12 protein-coding genes and 2 tRNA genes are annotated in these 17,014 nt (G+C 45.1%); 11 read left to right on the top strand and 3 right to left on the bottom strand.

Annotated elements, in window-relative coordinates:
• Positions 1–115 precede the first annotated feature (115 nt).
• The gene (gene mprF, locus ACN6NF_RS02175) at positions 116–2,758 is read left to right on the top strand and encodes a bifunctional lysylphosphatidylglycerol flippase/synthetase MprF (RefSeq protein ID WP_474314730.1); all 2,643 of its coding nucleotides are present in this window, start codon (positions 116–118) and stop codon (positions 2,756–2,758) included.
• Positions 2,759–2,862: 104 nt separating this feature from the next.
• Here the strand turns inward: mprF and ACN6NF_RS02170 are convergent, their stop codons facing one another.
• Positions 2,863–3,489, bottom strand: a complete 627-nt coding sequence (locus tag ACN6NF_RS02170) for a nitroreductase family protein (RefSeq protein WP_013369121.1) — start codon at positions 3,487–3,489, stop codon at positions 2,863–2,865.
• A 226-nt stretch (positions 3,490–3,715) separates the two neighbouring features.
• On the opposite strand from ACN6NF_RS02170, the gene ACN6NF_RS02165 reads away from it, so the two are divergent.
• The 10 genes from ACN6NF_RS02165 to ACN6NF_RS02120 all read left to right on the top strand — a co-directional run bounded on the left by ACN6NF_RS02165 (position 3,716) and on the right by ACN6NF_RS02120 (position 16,005).
• Positions 3,716–4,192, top strand: coding sequence for a disulfide oxidoreductase (locus tag ACN6NF_RS02165; protein WP_474314727.1), 477 nt, complete (start codon positions 3,716–3,718; stop codon positions 4,190–4,192).
• Between the two features lie 164 nt (positions 4,193–4,356).
• Entirely contained in the window at positions 4,357–4,854 is a 498-nt protein-coding gene (locus tag ACN6NF_RS02160) for a CcdC family protein (RefSeq protein ID WP_016819434.1), read from the top strand.
• 218 nt (positions 4,855–5,072) lie between these two features.
• Positions 5,073–5,213 carry a hypothetical protein gene (locus ACN6NF_RS02155; protein WP_474314724.1) on the top strand — a complete coding sequence of 47 codons (141 nt, stop codon included), beginning with the start codon at positions 5,073–5,075 and terminating at the stop codon, positions 5,211–5,213.
• Positions 5,203–6,663, top strand: a complete 1,461-nt coding sequence (locus ACN6NF_RS02150; protein WP_474314722.1) for a sensor histidine kinase — start codon at positions 5,203–5,205, stop codon at positions 6,661–6,663. The genes ACN6NF_RS02155 and ACN6NF_RS02150 overlap by 11 nt, the downstream gene beginning before the upstream one ends.
• Before the next feature lie 3 nt (positions 6,664–6,666).
• Complete coding sequence (locus ACN6NF_RS02145) at positions 6,667–7,806, top strand: hypothetical protein (protein WP_474314720.1); 1,140 nt, start codon at positions 6,667–6,669, stop codon at positions 7,804–7,806.
• Between the two features lie 183 nt (positions 7,807–7,989).
• Positions 7,990–9,798, top strand: coding sequence for an acyltransferase family protein (locus ACN6NF_RS02140; protein WP_474314719.1), 1,809 nt, complete (start codon positions 7,990–7,992; stop codon positions 9,796–9,798).
• Between the two features lie 27 nt (positions 9,799–9,825).
• On the top strand, positions 9,826–10,524 hold the full coding sequence (locus ACN6NF_RS02135; protein WP_474314716.1) for an SGNH/GDSL hydrolase family protein: 699 nt from the start codon (positions 9,826–9,828) through the stop codon (positions 10,522–10,524).
• 47 nt (positions 10,525–10,571) lie between these two features.
• A complete protein-coding gene (locus tag ACN6NF_RS02130) occupies positions 10,572–11,582 on the top strand; it encodes an LCP family protein (protein WP_474314714.1) in 1,011 nt (336 codons plus the stop codon).
• Between the two features lie 111 nt (positions 11,583–11,693).
• Positions 11,694–14,507: a M14 family metallopeptidase gene (locus ACN6NF_RS02125; protein ID WP_474314712.1), complete on the top strand. Its 2,814-nt coding sequence runs from the start codon at positions 11,694–11,696 to the stop codon at positions 14,505–14,507.
• 211 nt (positions 14,508–14,718) lie between these two features.
• On the top strand, positions 14,719–16,005 hold the full coding sequence (locus tag ACN6NF_RS02120; protein ID WP_474314710.1) for a DUF418 domain-containing protein: 1,287 nt from the start codon (positions 14,719–14,721) through the stop codon (positions 16,003–16,005).
• A gap of 801 nt (positions 16,006–16,806) precedes the next feature.
• Here ACN6NF_RS02120 and ACN6NF_RS02115 read toward each other — a convergent pair.
• Both ACN6NF_RS02115 and ACN6NF_RS02110 read right to left on the bottom strand, forming a co-directional pair.
• Positions 16,807–16,877 (bottom strand) — tRNA-Gly (locus tag ACN6NF_RS02115).
• A gap of 7 nt (positions 16,878–16,884) precedes the next feature.
• Positions 16,885–16,961, bottom strand: a tRNA-Pro gene (locus ACN6NF_RS02110).
• Positions 16,962–17,014 lie beyond the last annotated feature (53 nt).

The following is a 17,014-nucleotide window of genomic DNA, read 5'->3' as shown; positions in this document are numbered from 1 at the left end:
TCTGTTGTTATTCAAGCTATTATTACAGGTATAATATAACGAAGCCTTTTATTTGGGCAGGAAGTTTTCGCGCATTATCAGTCTCAATCTTATCCTTTTTCAAGCAGGTGAATCTATGAAGTCAAATCACAAACCGATCCAATCCTTTAAAATCGTACAGTACATCATGACCATCTACAGGCAGCGATTAACGCGTATTTTGCTACCGCTGGCTGTACTGGCTTTTATTATATGGGAGGCTGGACGAGAGCTAAAAGACTTTAATCTGGCACGGATGCTTCATGAGCTGCGGCGAATGGATGCCGCATTTCTCATCGAAATTGGCTTATTCTCCCTAGCAGCCGTGGCAGCTATGAGTGCTTACGATTATGTAATCAGGCATCATTTTAAGCTTCAAGTCAAGCCTGGAACGACATTCCGGTACGCCTGGATCTCCAATACCTTCAATAATGTCTTCGGCTTTGCAGGCTTTACAGGAGCTGGACTACGTACTGTGCTGTATAAAAAGAGCGGTGTGCCATTGGGTGTTATCACCTCGGCGGTCGTATTTCTTTCGCCTGTCGTTATTACCGGACTATCTTTGCTGGCTTGGGGCGCTATTGTCCATCTATATCCCATGCAGCCTGTGCTGAATGCTCATCCATGGCTGCATTGGGCGCTGTGGGGAATGGCACTGTACCTGCCTCTATTTCTGATCATGCAGCGCTCCAAAAGGTATGCCACCTGGTTCAACAAGGGAGAAGGACAGCTCTCCTGGTTCACCATCTCTGCTTCCATTGGCGCCTCTTTGCTGGAATGGCTACTGGCTGGTCTTACCTTTGCATGGATTGGCTCGCACTTGCTCCATGAGCTGCCGCTCCATGCTGTGTTCGGTATCTATGTGATAGCCGCAATTGCAGGGTTAATCAGTCTTGCACCCGGAGGCGTCGGCGCATTCGATATTATTGCCTTGCTTGGGCTGCAAATGGCAGGAGCCAACTCGGACCGGGCGCTGGCTGTGCTGCTGGTCTTTCGCGTCTTTTATTTCATTATTCCGTGGCTCATCGGCCTGGTATTAGCCGCGCTGGAAATGATCCCGCGTAACGAGCGCCTGAGCCAGCTCGCTGAGACAGGCTGGGATTACTCCCTGAATGCCTGGCAGAAGGTATGGGGCTGGCCTGGTCAATTTCGGTTTTTAGCCGATCTGGGGGTGTGGGCGCTTGGGAAGCTGGTACTCATCTCCGGCGTAGTGCTTCTGTTGTCGGCCGCTACGCCTGGTCTACTGTATCGGCTCCGTTTTGCTGAACATTTGCTCACTCTGCCCGTTATGCGCTTATCGCATGAAATCTCGGTCATCATCGGAATTATGCTTGTCGTTTTGTCCCACGGAATTTCTCTGCGTATTCGCAGAGCATTGCGGCTAACATTGATACTGCTGCTGACAGGAGCCATTTTCACCTTCACGAAAGGTCTGGATTTTGAAGAAGCCTTATTCCTGCTATTCGTAGCGTTAATGCTGTGGATTTCACGTTCACGGTTTTATCGGGTCAGCGCGCCGCTGAATCGGCACAATATTTTAATATGGGGCGGATTATCTCTACTCGTAACCGGCGCTTATTTTATGATCGGGGCAGGCTCCAACACTCCATTTATGCGTCATATACATGCCAAGGTCCACCTGGACTTTTTTATGAACCGCAGCGATTACGGAGTTACAGCCGTATTTAGTTTGATTTTGGCATGGGTGTTCCTGACAGTGTATTTCTTTCTTCGTCCTCAGCGTAGCATCAGCAATCTCCCCGACGCACAGGAACTGGTTAAGCTAAAAGAATTTTTGGAACGACAGGGTGGTAATCTCGTTTCTCATATGCTTTTTCTAGGCGATAAATATCTGTATTGGACCAAGGACGAACAGGTGGTTCTCCCCTATGCTCGCAGCCGGGACAAACTGATTGTATTAGGTGACCCCCTCGGTCCGAAAGAACGTGTGAGTGAAGCCATTCAGGAATTCCAACGGTTCGCGGATCGATATGCGTTAACGGCTGTATTTTATCAGGCATCACCGGAATATTTGTCCATCTATCACGAGAACGGCTATCGTTTTTTTAAATTGGGCGAGGAAGCGCTCGTGCCGCTGGAGTCCTTTACACTAACGGGCAAAAGCAATCAGGCGCTGCGAAGCGCCAAAAATCGCTTTGACCGCGAAGGCTATTCATTCGAAATGATCCAGCCTCCTCTAGAAGCGTCATTAATTGAGGAGTTACGTCATATTTCGAATATTTGGCTGGATGGACGCAAGGAGAAAGGATATTCTCTCGGCTGGTTCAAAGAATCTTACCTTCAGTTGGCTCCAATTGCATTGCTGAAGGACTCTGAAGGGAAGGTCATTGCTTTTGCCACGATGGCCCCTGCTTATGATCATGGACAGACAGTCTCTATCGATCTGATGCGTCACCTGCCCGACACACCCAATGGAACGATGGATTACTTATTTACACGGGTCATTGAGTGGGCCAAGGAGAGTGGATATACGACATTTAACCTGGGCATGGCACCGCTGTCTCAGGTAGGACAAAGCGAAAAGGCATTGCGTGAGGAAAAGCTGGCTCGACTTGTTTTTCAATACGGAGGACATTTTTACGGCTTCCAGGGGCTTCGACGCTTCAAGGATAAGTTCAAGCCGCAGTGGGAGCCGCGCTATCTGGCCTATCCAGCTTCTGTTTTTCTACCGATCCTGACGCTGGAGCTGGTGTATCTCGTGTCCAAACGCTCAGACTAAGCGAGGTACGAAATAAAAGGATTCTGACAGTTCAAAACGACGTAAAAAAGGGTGTTCCTCACCACAATGGTTGCAGGAACACCCTTTTATATTCACTATTCTTCTTAGAAGCTGCCTTTTACAACAACGTCAGACAGTGGGAAACGTCCTGATGGACGTGCTGGTACTTGTGCTTTACCTACACTAATAAGCATGGTTGGCAGGTAACGTGCCGGAATATTGAATTGCTCGATCAATTGTGCTGGAATAAATCCGCCCATTGCACAAGTATCGTAGCCCAAAGATTTAGCAGCCAGCATAATGTTTTGTGCTGCAAGAGCAGAGTTCAGGATCGCTGCATCGCGAGCTACCTGCGGGTTTTGGTACGCGCCATTGATTTGTCCTACCAATGCGTCACGGATTTCCGCTGGCAATGCGCCTGCTTCTACCGCTTGATCATAAATGACAGCATTACGGTTTGCTTCCAGATCACCCAGTACGGCAATCGTAACAGAGCTCTCTGCTACTTGACCTTGGTTGTAGGCGATAGGCAACAATTTTTGTTTGTCCGCTTCGCTTTCGATAACAAGGAATTTCCAATGTTGAAGGTTCCATGCGGAAGGAGCTTCTACCGCGGCAGTCAAGATTGCTTCCAGATCTTCCTCTGGCATTTTAAAATCCTTTACATAGCTTTTTACCGCGTGTCTTTCACTAATAACAGATAAGGTTTCATTTTTCCGGCTGCTCGACATTCTGGGCACACTCCTAATTTAATATATATCTTGAATCTTCATTAACTTCCCAAACTACTGCAATTATAAAAATGATAGTGAATGATGTCAATATGTTTAAGTATGACCCTGCACTCAAAATACAGTACAATACGGATAAAGACCTACATATCGGCAATGCCTGTCGATGGGACAAGACACGATGAGTTCATACTGTTCTCATTTGAATTAAAAAAGGAGCGTTACTATGATCGGATCGTTTAAAAAAACGGATATTGCTTTATTTGCCGCCTGGGTTGTAGCTTGTGTGGCCACATTGGGCAGTCTGTATCTCAGCGAAATCTTGGGGTATGAACCTTGTAAGCTGTGCTGGTTTCAGCGTATTCTGATGTATCCCCTGACCCTTCTACTCGGAATCGCATATTTTCGAGGTGATACAAAAATACGTATTTACGTTATGCCATTAGCTATCATTGGAGGTGCCATTTCGGCCTATCATTTTATCATTCAGCGTATCCATGCAGCCGCCAAAGCAGCCACGCAAACTTCAACGGCCTGCGGCAGAGTGTCCTGTGAACAGGATTATCTGAACTGGTTGGATTTTATTACTATTCCCTTTCTCGCACTCATTGCTTTTATCCTTATTATTGCAGCGATGGGTTATGTCATGCGCCAAGAGAAAAAATCTGCTGCTGGAGAGGTACAAGCACAAGAACTCGCATAAGATGAAAGAGACCCAATTATAGGGCCGGTTACCGCCAAGAGGCGTATAATCCGCTTGCCGGAGGAAAGACTGTAACTAAATATATCCATTGCATATGTGCTATAATGTAAAAGGTTTGCAGTCTGTCCAATAACGCTTACATTCCTTATAGAGGGGGCCAGTCCATGTTTCATATCAGCACCCCATTGCTGCAATATGGCGCAACTTTCGGTATGATCTTAATCGCTATATCGGCTATTTTCATCCGTATGAAGACAGGTCATCGCCCAATTAATGCCAAAAAAATTATCATTCCTCCGCTCGGCATGAGCACCGGTTTTATGATGTTTGTGGTACCGGAAGTACGGGTTCCCTGGCTTTGGGCGCTGGGCGCTTTTCTGGTCGGCTGGTTTATTTTTTCCTACCCGTTGATCCGCAGCACTAAATTTGAGTTGCAAGAAGGGCTGGTTTTCGTGCAACGCTCGCGCACCTTCTTTTTTATCCTGATCAGCCTGCTGATCGTCCGATTGCTGCTGCATGAATTTATTCAGCATTACATTACCATTCCGCAAACAGCGGGGCTATTTTTCATCCTAGCCTTCGGGACCTTGTTACACTGGCGGCTTCGTATGTATTTTCAATATCGTCAGTTCGTTCCAGACGAGACGGAAGTACGTATCTGACCAACGGATATTTAACGTGCATACTCGCATGTTGAAGTATAGACCAAAAAGACACGTTCTCCGCATAGGAACCGTGTCTTTTTGGTCCTTTTGGTCTTTTTTTAGTCTATCGGGGCTGCCGATTCTCTCATTATACATTTGATTGTTTTCTCCTTAATGATTAATATAATGGACGATGTTATGAACCCGCCGTATTAAATAAAGAGATGAGGTTTACGATGAATAAAGCAAAGGTTCTTATTATTGAAGATGATGCTCCGATTGCCAACTTACTTTCGTACGGGCCACCACATGCATTACCACCTTCTTTGGAATTGGACGCAAATTTTAAAAAATGGGTGGATACGCATGATACGTAAAATCAGCATTAAATTTCTGATCGGTTTTTTTCTGATTTTTTCGCTTTCTTTTGTCGTGCTTAATCAGACAGTCAAGGAATTTATCCGGACAAGCAATCAGAATCTGGTTACTTCCGAGCTGATCGGACTGAAAAATAACAGCAATGTGTATGTGCGCCAGGCTTTCCTAATTAATCATTTCAGCAGCAATGAACTATATTTTGGGGAGATTGCCAAGGAGATAGCCACTAATCTGAACCATACCACGGACAGCAGTATTGGCGTGTATACGGTGGAAGGCAAATTGCTTTATGCCCCAGACAGCTCCATATTTCAGCAGCCAATGCAAAGCGATCTGCAGCAGGCGATTGATGGCAATGCAGCGTACAGTATTACTTATGATCGTCATAAGACAACTGTCCTTTTCTCCTATCCGGTTGTTATAGATGGTTCAAAGGTGGGCATCCTGCGTTTTTACAAAGATTTCAGCTCACTCTATGAACAAACTGGACAGATTCGGCAGATTACCCTCTATATTGCCCTGGCGATTTTTGCGGCAGCCTTTCTGTTTTCCTATATTCTTTCCAGGCATATTACCATCCCGCTGACCAGACTGACACAAGCATCCACCGAAGTGAAAAACGGGAACCTGGATATCCGTCTTCATTTTAAACGCAGGGATGAAATTGGCCGACTGGCTGAGAATTTTAACGACATGATTAATCAAATTAGTAGACAAATCCATATTATTGAGAAGGACCGCGACCATTTGAAACAGCTTCACCAGCAGGAAAAGCGCTTCTTTGACAATATTACCCATGAACTAAAAACGCCGTTAACCTCCATTCTGGGATATGCAGAGCTGATCAGGTTGAACGGTGAGAAAGACCGTGCTTTTTTTGACAAAGGAATGAATCATATTATCGAGGAGAGCAGGCGCCTGCATACGATGGTGCTAAAACTGCTGGAAGTTTCACGCAAAAATATCATGCTCCATGAGCTTGATCGGGTGGATATCGGGCTGATCCTGCAGGATGTGTGTGAATCGATGATGATCCGGGCACAGCGCTATAAAAAGACCATTGAATATGAAATTAATGAGGAATTAATCATGCTGGCAGATAGGGATAGAATCAGACAGTTGTTCATCAATTTAATAGATAATGCGATTAAATACAGTTTGCCGTTTTCGACAGTATCAGTAAAAGCAGTGCGAGCAGAAGATAAGATCCGCTTGATCTTCAACAATCCAAGCGATCCGATTGAGGCAGAACATCTGTCACGCCTGGTACAGCCATTTTATCTGGCTCATTCAGATAGTGCAGAAGAAGGTAGTGTAGGATTGGGGCTCAGCATTGTGAAATCTATCGTTGAAGAATTTTCGGGTTCCATCTTGATTACCAACGAGCATAATGAAACCATCGTTACGGTGGAATTTAAAGCTCTGGAAACCTCGGAGAACGGAGAATGAATAATGGGCAATAAATATGTTGTTAGGGTGCTGGTCGTATCTCTCGTAGTATTACTGCTGTCAGCATGCGGTTCAGAACCAAAAACAGAGACCGTTGTCATCGCCGACAGCAATGAAGTTTCCAGTACCGATCAAAGCTCTCGTCCGTTTCAGGTCCAAAAAATATATCGGCTTCCGGATCGTTTTGCAAATCGGGGCCAGCTGCTGGGCTGGTCGTCTGGAGATGCCATCATCGCATCGTTCGGGGCCATGACCATACTGAAGCGAGGCACGCTGGAACGTTTAACTTATCCGTATGAGCAAAGCAAGGTCATATCCGAAATCGACAAGGTAACTTCCAATACGATACTTTCCCCCGATGGGAAATATATTTGCGAAGTTTCCCCTTCTTCCTCGGAGACAACCTTAAAGCTTATTTCCTTGCAGGATGGCAAGGAAAAGGAAATAGACAGGATCAGCACCAGGAACGAATCTTATGTACAATATGTTTCCTGGTCGTCCAACAGTTCGTATATCAGCTACCTGGTAGAAAACCTGGTTGATCATGGAGCTGATAGCCTATACATCTACGATGTTGGGTCTCAAACTTCCAGCAAATATCAGTTAAAAGGGATCCTAAAGGAAGACACACTTTTGAGTGTTAACCTTGCAAATGATGGCCGCAGCGTACTGCTACAGTTATTTGGTGCAAAACAAGGTCAGAAAAAGGTGCTAACCCTAGGGAAGATTTCGGGAAAGAATATTGAATTTCAATACGAGCGTCAGATTGGTGGAGATTCAGTAGCCTGGATGAATAACGACCAGTTTGTGTTTCTCGGAACGGATAATTCATTGTACGAATATGATCAGCGAAACGGCGAGCTCTCTGTCATTTTGGAAAAAGTGCTTGATTTTGAATTTTCGCCTGACAGGAAAAATATCGCATACACCGTGTATGATCAAAATGTCACTTACGTAGCCAAGGTGCAGGGAAGAAATATACTGTATAAGGAACCGGTGTATCGCGGAATTGTACCGACACATATATACTGGAATCTGAACAATAAAAGTGTACTGCTTCAAGGACAAAAACAGTTGGATTCCTCGCAGACTGCACCAACAGATTCTTCTAGCAAGGAGTCATTGATCATTGAATTGAAATAGCGATTAGGATCACTATATTTGTAGATGTAAAAACCTTATTTCGGTTGTTGAGCCGGGATAAGGTTTTTCTTTTTGCAACCGTTGTGACAATTTGTTTACATGTTGATCAAACTTTTGCGACATCTTTTTTCTATAGTAAATGAAGCAAGATCATTAGCCTATAAGGACAAGGAATGGACCATAGTGAATGAAAATCCTAATCTGCACCTGAATCAACCCATAAAACGTTATATGACCGGTCTGGACGGGCTAAGGGCCATCTCCGTGCTTGCTGTTATTGCTTATCATCTTCATTTGAGATGGGCAGAGGGTGGGCTGCTGGGGGTGGAGATTTTCTTCGTCCTGTCAGGCTATCTGATTACGGATCAGATCCTTTATGAATGGAGGACACGCAACGGTTTTTCCATTGTGCGGTTCTGGATCAGACGAATGCGCAGACTACTGCCGGCAATGCTCTTTATGCTGACTGCAGTGGCATTGTGGCTTTTAATTACCGATTTTTCCAGACTGCAAGCATTAGAAGGCCATTTTGTATCCTCGCTTTTTTACGTAAACAACTGGTATCTCATTTTTCATCATGTTTCATATTTTGAGAGCTTTGGCCCGCCTTCTCCAATTGGGCACCTCTGGTCACTTTCCATTGAGGAACAGTTTTACGTCATCTGGCCGCTTGTTCTACTGATCGGTCTGTGCCTTGCGCCGCGACGAGGCAGACTGATGTTATACATTCTGAGTTGCGCCGTCGTATCCGCCATAGCCATGGCCGTTATATACGAACCCGGAACCGATCCGAGCAGGGTATATTACGGGACGGATACGCGGGCGTTTGCCATTTTGATCGGAGCAGCTCTGGCGGTAGTCTGGCCTAGTTGGAGACTGAGCGACAATGTATCTTCTTCGTCCCGGACCATGCTGGATATGACTGGTGTGCTGGGCATGGTAATGCTGTTTATCCTGATCGCTCAGACCAACGAGTATGATGATTCGCTATATCGCGGCGGTTTTCTTTATTTATCACTCATTACGGCGGTTGTTATTGCTGTACTGGTTCATCCAGCCAACCGACTGGAACGATGGCTCGGCTGCCGGCCTCTAAGCTGGATCGGTAAGCGATCTTACAGTCTGTATATATGGCATTATCCGATCATTATTTTATCAAGCCCACTGGTAAATACCGAAGATGCCAGCTATATACGCATGGCTCTGCAGGTAACGGCCAGCTTCATAATGGCGGGTCTTTCCTACAGATATATCGAAGAGCCTATCCGCCGTGGGAACTTTTGGGCCGGTTTAAAAACACTCCGCAGGTCAGGCGCTGGCAGCCAACTAGGCCTGGTCGTCATTGTTATCGCCATCATTCTGGTCCTGACATCATGGAAGTCGGATTCACCAGCTCCAGATTCTGTGCCTGATGCGCCAGCAGCTGTAAACCGAGATCCCGTCCGGACAGAAAAGCTGCAATGCGGCTGTTCCGATGAAAATCCTTCTGCTGAAAATACAGATCATTCCGCAGAAGGAGAAGGGGTCACAGCGATTGGAGATTCCGTTATTCTGGATGCCGCCCCATTTCTGGAAAAACAGCTCCCCGGTATCATCATTGATGGCAAGGTGGGACGGCAAATGTCGCAGGCCAAAAGTGTGCTTGATGACCTGCGGGCACAGGAGAAACTTGGCCATAAAATTATTATTGAACTCGGCACCAACGGCGTTTTTAATCAGAGTCAACTGAAGTCCTTGCTGGCTTCACTGCAGGACTCCCGGCAAATTTATCTGATAACAACCAGAGTGCCCAGAGGATGGCAGAATACCGTCAATGACAATCTGCGTGAAATTGCTAGTGAATTTCAAAATGTCCGGCTTATCGACTGGTATTCAGCCAGCGAAAACCGGGACGATCTATTTTATGGCGATGGCGTTCATCTGAAACCAGAAGGCGCTCAGTATTATGCTTCGTTATTGATTGATGCGATCAAACAAGATAAAACCTACTAGCATGTTAAAGGAAAGGATGAACTAGGAATGAACAAAAAAAACGGATGGATGGTAAGCGGATTATGGGGATTTATGATTATCCTTATCTTATTAGGAGCCATAGGTCTCCATATGCACGCAAAGCAAAATTCAGATGATAACGAATCCCGCAGCAAGGACTCTTCTCTATACAATCTTGATGCGATGCAGCCTGCTGCACAAAAGCGTACGGCTTCCAGTACCAGCGGAGAACAAGCTCAACCATCCGCTTCCTCAAACGGCGAGGGCGTTACGATGATTGGAGATTCGGTTACGGTCGGAATTGAGCCTTATTTAAAAGAGCAGCTTCCGAAGATGACGGTTGATGGCAAGGTTGGCCGGCAGATGTCTCAAGCGGTAAAAGTCATTAATGAATTGGCCGCCCAAGGCAAACTGGGAGACCAGGTCATTATCGAACTCGGCACCAACGGTCCGTTTAGTAAAAATCAATTGCACGATGTACTGCAATCCCTTTCCGGAGCCAAACAGGTAATCTTGGTCACCACCCGGGTTCCGAAAGGATGGCAAAACACGGTGAATGACACGATTGCACAGGTCGCCGATGAATTTAGCAACGTCAGCGTAGTGGACTGGCATTCGGCCAGTGCAGGCAAAGATGAATACTTTTATAAAGATGGTGTCCATTTAAAACCAGATGGTAGCCGATATTACACTTCACTCCTCGTAGCAGCCTTGCAAAAATCTTAATACAGAAAGGGACATGCGCGTCTATACATCTAGAAAGGAAGAATGACATGACACAGAGGAAAAAGAGGATATTGATTGTAACGTTGTTACTTGGACTCGCTGCTGTAAGCTTTATCTTTTATTATTTCTTTTCCATTTACAAAGGGTTAGAAGGACTTAGTAAAACCCCGGAAAACTCGCCATTTGTTAAAGTGAGCACTGATAAAGTCGAAGCACTAAAAGCCCCGGCATGGGAGGGAACCGAACCTGTCAATATATTGCTGATGGGCGTGGACAGCCGCGAGAATAACAAGGGGAGTGTACCCCGATCCGATAGCATGATGGTCGTTTCGTTGAACCCTACCGATAAGCGTATTCATGTGTTTTCGATTCTTCGGGACACTTATACGGATATTCCCGGGTACGGCAAAAATCGAATTAATACCGCTGTTACGCATGGTCCAGATACGGCGATGAAAGCAGCCAGCGAATTGCTGGGAGTGCCAGTTCATTTTTATGTATACACGGATTTCCAGGGGTTTATTAAACTCGTGGATGCTGTAGGCGGACTCGATTTTTATGTCGAAAAGGATATGTACTATGAGAGCAAAGCTGATCAGCATAAATATGATATTAATTTAAGGCAGGGACAGCAGCATTTCGACGGCAAAACAGCGCTTCAATATGTCCGTTTTCGTCATGATGCCATGTCCGATTATTCCAGAACAGAAAGACAGCGGCAATTTATCACGGCATTAGCCGAGAAGGTAAAAACAACGACTTCCATCATGAAGCTCCCTTCTATTCTAGAGGAAATCAGTCCGTATATCGATACCAATTTGTCAGTCTCTGATATGTGGAATTTAGCTTCAGTAGGGTATCAAAGTACATTAAATGGAAATGAACAACTACCGCCAATGAAGCTATTAAAAGAAACTTATGTGGGCAAAGCGGCTGTTCTGGATGTAAAAAGTCGAACGGATTTGAAGCAATTTGTGCAAAGCATTATAAACTCCGACGCTTCTCATTCGATTACAGACAATTCTTCGGGACAGAAGCAGAAAACAGATTTTGAATAGGATTGGAAAATATATAAAATCATAATTTGCCGGAAAATAGTCTGTTAAATGCTCTTTGTGAATAAAGAAGAGTACAACATGGTCTTTCGGTTATAAATAGGGGGAAAAAGAATGGGTACAAAACCGATTGTAAGGTTCTGCTTGGCATTAACCATATCCGCCGCCATGCTTCTGGAGATCACTGCTCCGCACACGGCTATGGCTGATGCTGTACAACGTGCAAAAAGCACGTTGTTGAACGATAAGAGTCAACCAACAAAAACAATTTCAACGCAGGTTAAAAATACCCCGACACTGAAATTGGATAGCCATGTGGCATCCATGACGAAGAAAAGAACCATTAAAGCTAGATTTAAGCTTCCGAAGGGCACCGATATAAAGAAAATAGGCTGGACCTATGGTGGCAAGCCATTATCGGAATGGAAATCGTACAAGAATCGCGATTATAATGGCGCCCCCTTTATCACCGTTACTCAGATCAAAGCAGAAAATGGAGAAGTCACTGCCAATATCAATTTCGGTCTTACTTATGGTACGGAGAATCTTGCCGAACCGAGTCTGCAGCGTCCACTGTACGCCTCATTGATGGGAACCTATGAACTGGCTGCAGCAGTCAACGGCAAAACCGTTGCCCAGGCCCCCATTAAGTTGGTCCCATACGACAGCTTCCGTACCTATGATGAACTGAAGCCGGAGATTGATGCGATTACGGCACAGGCAGCTCAAAAAAACAACAGATACATTAAAACGATGTCAATCGGCAAATCCGTTGAAGGCCGCGATATTTATATGACTGTGCTTGCCAAAGATCAAGCAACGATTGACAAATATCAGAATGTAACTCACCCTGCCATGCTGAATGATCCTGCAAAGCTGGAGAACGATATTCAATCCGGTGCATTCGGAGATTATCAAGTGCCCATCTGGATCAACAATATTCATCCGAATGAAGCGCCAGGCTTTGATGCGATTATCAATTATTTCAAGACCATGGCCCTTGATAAAAATGTTGCGTACAAGACCACCTCGTCCAATGGAAAATCGAGTACGGTAACTCTGAATATGGATGATGCGCTTGAACATGTGTTTTTCCTGTTCCTGTATACGGAAAATCCAGATGGAAGGGTTCATACCGACCGTTATAATGCAGAATACTTTGACTTGAATCGGGATAATTCCTATCAAACCCAGCCTGAAACACGCAGCATCACAGAGCAAATCGCCAAATGGTCGCCGATTTCTTTCCTAGATCTGCATGGGTTTGATAAGAACTTTCTGATCGAGCCTACCACACCGCCTCACGATCCGAATATTGAATACGATCTGCTTATAGATAACATGGTAGAACAGGCCAAAGCGATGGGTGAAGCAGGTATAGCAAACACGAAGTATGATTACTACCATATTCCTTATGAAGAACATCGTAAAACGGTCGAAAATCCTAAATATGTTTCCAAGGGAACTGCTTCGGGATGGGATGATGCGTCCCCAGCCTATACAGCCGTCTACGCCATGCATCATGGTGCAATGGGACATACACTAGAAATACCTGAATTAAATGATGAGTCGACCAAAGCACTGTATTATAGTATAGCTGCAGCAACTGATTTTGTTATGCAAAAGAAAGAAAAGTTATTTTTGAATCAGTTAAAAGTATATGGACGTGGAATTAATAATATCGATGATCATTCCGTAGATCGGTATCTAGTCAATGCAAAAAATCAGTTCATCGGACGCCCTCGTCACGGTAATGAGAACTTTTTCCCAGAGTATTATGTGTTGCCGACCGATAAAGGTCTTCAGAAAAATCCGTTAGAAGCCTACCGGATGATTCAATATCTTATTCGCAATGGAGTAAAGGTTGAACGCTCGACAGAAGCTGTGAGCGTTGCTCGCAAGACCTACCCTGCCGGTTCATTTATCATAAATATGCACCAGGCCAAACACGGCATTGCAAACATGGTTTTATATGACGGTATTAACATCTCAGATTATGCTTCCGTAGCTGGCGAGATTGTACAGGATTTTCCAGTCATGCGAGGATTTGAACGTGATGTGGTTCGAGAAGCCGGAGTGTTTGCGGGCAAAACTTCTCTGGTGACTTCCGTATCGATCCCGGCAACATCATTGCCGAATGATGACTCTGCCTATGTTTTAATACGAAACACCAATAACGATGCCATCAAAACGGTTAATGAATTGCTTAAAGCCGGCAAAGTGGTTACGATGCTATCCAAAAGCGGAACAGGATTTGAAGCGGGTGACTTTGCAGTCGCCTATGATGATCTGCACCCGCTTGCCTCAAAATATTATCTTGATGTAACGGCATTCGGCAATAACAGACCCGTTGGCAAAGTTCTTAAAGCTTCCACGGTAGCCGCTCTCGGCGAATCGGCTTATGTGCTCAAAAATCTCGGTTTTAAAGTGACCGAAGATCAGCAGCATGCCGATGTACTGGTGAATACATTCGATTCCGATAAACATGTCGAGAAAGGAAAGCCATACATTGCTTATGGAAATACAGGGATGAGTAACGTGAAAAACTGGATTCCTCAATTTGCGTTTGCTGGACCAACATGGGAAAGATACGAAGGGGTGTTTCTGGCGAATGTCCAACAGGATCATATGATTACCGCCCCTTACGATAACGAAGAATACTTCTATACCGTTACAGGTTCTTACATTACAAAACTACCTAAAGCCGCAAAAGTCCTTGCAACCATTAGCAATAAAGAAAACTTCTTCAAAGCGGGCTGGTGGCCTGGTCACGATGCTGCAAGAGGAAAAATTCTGGCCTTCACCTATAAGGAGAACAAAAAGAATATTACCGTTTTCTCCAACGACCTAACTAATGGCGCTCATTCGCAGCAGCAATTCCGACTACTGGCTAATTCCATTTTTAATGCCGTACCCAGCAAATCCTAAGTGATTTTTTGCAAACAACCTTATTCCGGTGATCAGCCGTGAGTAAGGTTGTTTTGTGATAAGGGTTATTGTCCTCTGTGACATTTTGTTTACAACTTGATCAAATTTTAGCGACATCTGAAGGCTATATTTGGATTAAAGCGTGACATGAATCCTGTTACAACAGGGATTATGGAATGTATGAATTCAGTATTTTAGGGAGGAATGTAATTTGCTAAGCAGCATCAAACTGACAAGCAGATCTGTCAGAGAATATGAAGGGGATACAAACATCAAAGATCCGGTTGCTAATAACTTGGATAAAAAAGCAGTGGACACATTAGGGATTACCCCATCTCATGACGGTACAGAGACCGATAATCCCCCACAAAGCTCTGTGACAGAGCCACGGAGAAAGACACACAGCATCAAAGGGCGTCTCGTTGCGCTTGACGCTGCGCGTGGACTGGCCGTGCTGGGAATGTATTTGCAGCATTTCGGATCAAATCCAAGCGTTTCTGCGCTTGTTTCCGGGACGACCACCTTATTATTTGTGTTGTGCGGTGGTATCTCCTATTCTATTATGGGACAACGTATGATGGATCGGGGAGCAGAGGTGGCCGCTTTTCGTGCACGAATGCTGGCCCGTGCAGTGTTTGTTGATATTATTGGTTATTTGCTAATTATGCTGAACACTTCATATGGCATCATTTTGCCTGCCTATGCAGCTATGTTTGTGTTGGCCCTCATGTTATTTCGCCGTTCGACCCGCACCATTGTTACAACAGCAGCAGTTTTGCTCGTAACGGCCCCACCGCTAATGATTCTTGGCTTAAGCATTTTCTCAAAAGCTTATCTTCTTGGTGATATCGCGGGAGGTCCGATGTCTGCTCTCGCCTTAACTCCTGCGTTTGTTGCTGGTATGGCCATTGGCCGCGTTGACCTCACCAGATTACGTACAGCCCTCTCACTCGCAGGCGGCGGTATCGTTATGCTTGTTATTGGCAAAGTGCTGATCGCTTTTGTAATTCCGAATTGGAATATTCACTTTGAACAATGGCTGATAAGTGTGCAGGGAGTTTCTCCTGTACAGCCGGATGAATACGCAATTTGGCCGCTAAATACGGAAACACCGATGTGGCAGCTCCTTTTGGGAACGGCTCCGCACACCGCTTCGACATTCCAGACGATGATAGGATTAGGAATTTCACTCCTAGTATTGGGCGTTGCGTGCCTCGTATCGAAAAAGGCTTCCGCTGTATTAATGCCTTTCGCAGGAGTCGGACGTGTGGCTCTGACCATGTATGCCATTCAATTTGTAGTCGTTTGGATTCTTGATTTTACAAAAATCGGGCATAGTCTGGAGGGAGTTCCGTTCGGCGACGTAATGATCGCAGTGGCAACACTGCTGCTGGGATTGATGTTTGCTAAGCTTCCTGTTGGTCCGCTTGAAGGATTGATGCGCCGCTTTGACCGATTGTTCAGCCCTACCCAACCAGTCTCACAAACAGTAAAGTAGATCCCCTTCTTGATACTCAATATAACGGACTGATCAAAAAAGATCCCAGATAAAAAGTTCGCTATCTGTATATGAAGCCTACAGAACGTGTCTAGATTAACTAGGTCATAAGATGATCATTGAACAGAGCTATAGGGAAGAAACTAATTCCATCTATTTCCCCCGGATTATCCGGGGGACTTATCCCCCGCCGTTTTAGCAACACCCAGTATCGCATTGGGATTTCTTTGGCTGTTTACTGAATCCTGCTTGTCTCACTGATTTTTCTATGTTGCTATATAGTCTTTGTCTTCTCTTATCCATCTGATACGCTCCTATCGGGCACTCCTGACTGCTCCAGATGCTGAACAAAGATATCGAACAATGGACTCATTTTATGACGCCCTTATTTTTCACATAAGGCCAATGCAGCCATCTATACACGTATGTATTATGAAAATTCACATTCTTTACCGCCATTGGCCTACATAAAGGTGCCCACCGGAATTGCATTATTCCCAGCAGATATATGGTTATCGCCTAAAGAATGGGCAGTGCGCAACCTAAATGTAACTCGCTAGCCTTCAATAACTCGTGGCGGGCATTTTACTGTCGTGGAAGAGCCTGAGCTTTTAGCTCAGGACATTCGCGCCTTCTACAAACCTTTTAGAGCAAAAAATAAACATTAATCAAGGTCCTACCCGTGCATTAACTGAATTAACTAGAGGAGCTATTATAAACGGCCGTAATCTAACGGGAAACAATAGTTTACTAAATACAAAAAAAGAGATGGCATAAGCCATCTCTTTTTCATCTATATAAAGCGGGTGATGGGAATCGAACCCACGCTACCAGCTTGGAAGGCTGGAGTTCTACCATTGAACTACACCCGCAAAAAAATGGTCGGGATGACACGATTTGAACATGCGACCCCCTGGTCCCAAACCAGGTGCTCTACCAAGCTGAGCTACATCCCGAAATAGATGCCGGTGAGAGGACTCGAACCTCCACGGTTTCCCTCACGATTTTG

The sequence above is a fragment of the Paenibacillus sp. TSM33 genome, from assembly GCF_056099025.1.
This window is presented reverse-complemented; position numbering and strand designations above follow the sequence as displayed.

What these genes read in the sequence shown, in the direction of transcription:
- ACN6NF_RS02170 (WP_013369121.1), bottom strand. Translation starts at nt 3,489, where the DNA reads ATGTCGAGCAGCCGGAAAAATGAAACCTTATCTGTTATTAGTGAAAGA.
- mprF (WP_474314730.1), top strand. Translation starts at nt 116, where the DNA reads ATGAAGTCAAATCACAAACCGATCCAATCCTTTAAAATCGTACAGTAC.
- ACN6NF_RS02160 (WP_016819434.1), top strand. Translation starts at nt 4,357, where the DNA reads ATGTTTCATATCAGCACCCCATTGCTGCAATATGGCGCAACTTTCGGT.
- ACN6NF_RS02150 (WP_474314722.1), top strand. Translation starts at nt 5,203, where the DNA reads ATGATACGTAAAATCAGCATTAAATTTCTGATCGGTTTTTTTCTGATT.
- ACN6NF_RS02165 (WP_474314727.1), top strand. Translation starts at nt 3,716, where the DNA reads ATGATCGGATCGTTTAAAAAAACGGATATTGCTTTATTTGCCGCCTGG.
- ACN6NF_RS02130 (WP_474314714.1), top strand. Translation starts at nt 10,572, where the DNA reads ATGACACAGAGGAAAAAGAGGATATTGATTGTAACGTTGTTACTTGGA.
- ACN6NF_RS02155 (WP_474314724.1), top strand. Translation starts at nt 5,073, where the DNA reads ATGAATAAAGCAAAGGTTCTTATTATTGAAGATGATGCTCCGATTGCC.
- ACN6NF_RS02145 (WP_474314720.1), top strand. Translation starts at nt 6,667, where the DNA reads ATGGGCAATAAATATGTTGTTAGGGTGCTGGTCGTATCTCTCGTAGTA.
- ACN6NF_RS02135 (WP_474314716.1), top strand. Translation starts at nt 9,826, where the DNA reads ATGAACAAAAAAAACGGATGGATGGTAAGCGGATTATGGGGATTTATG.
- ACN6NF_RS02125 (WP_474314712.1), top strand. Translation starts at nt 11,694, where the DNA reads ATGGGTACAAAACCGATTGTAAGGTTCTGCTTGGCATTAACCATATCC.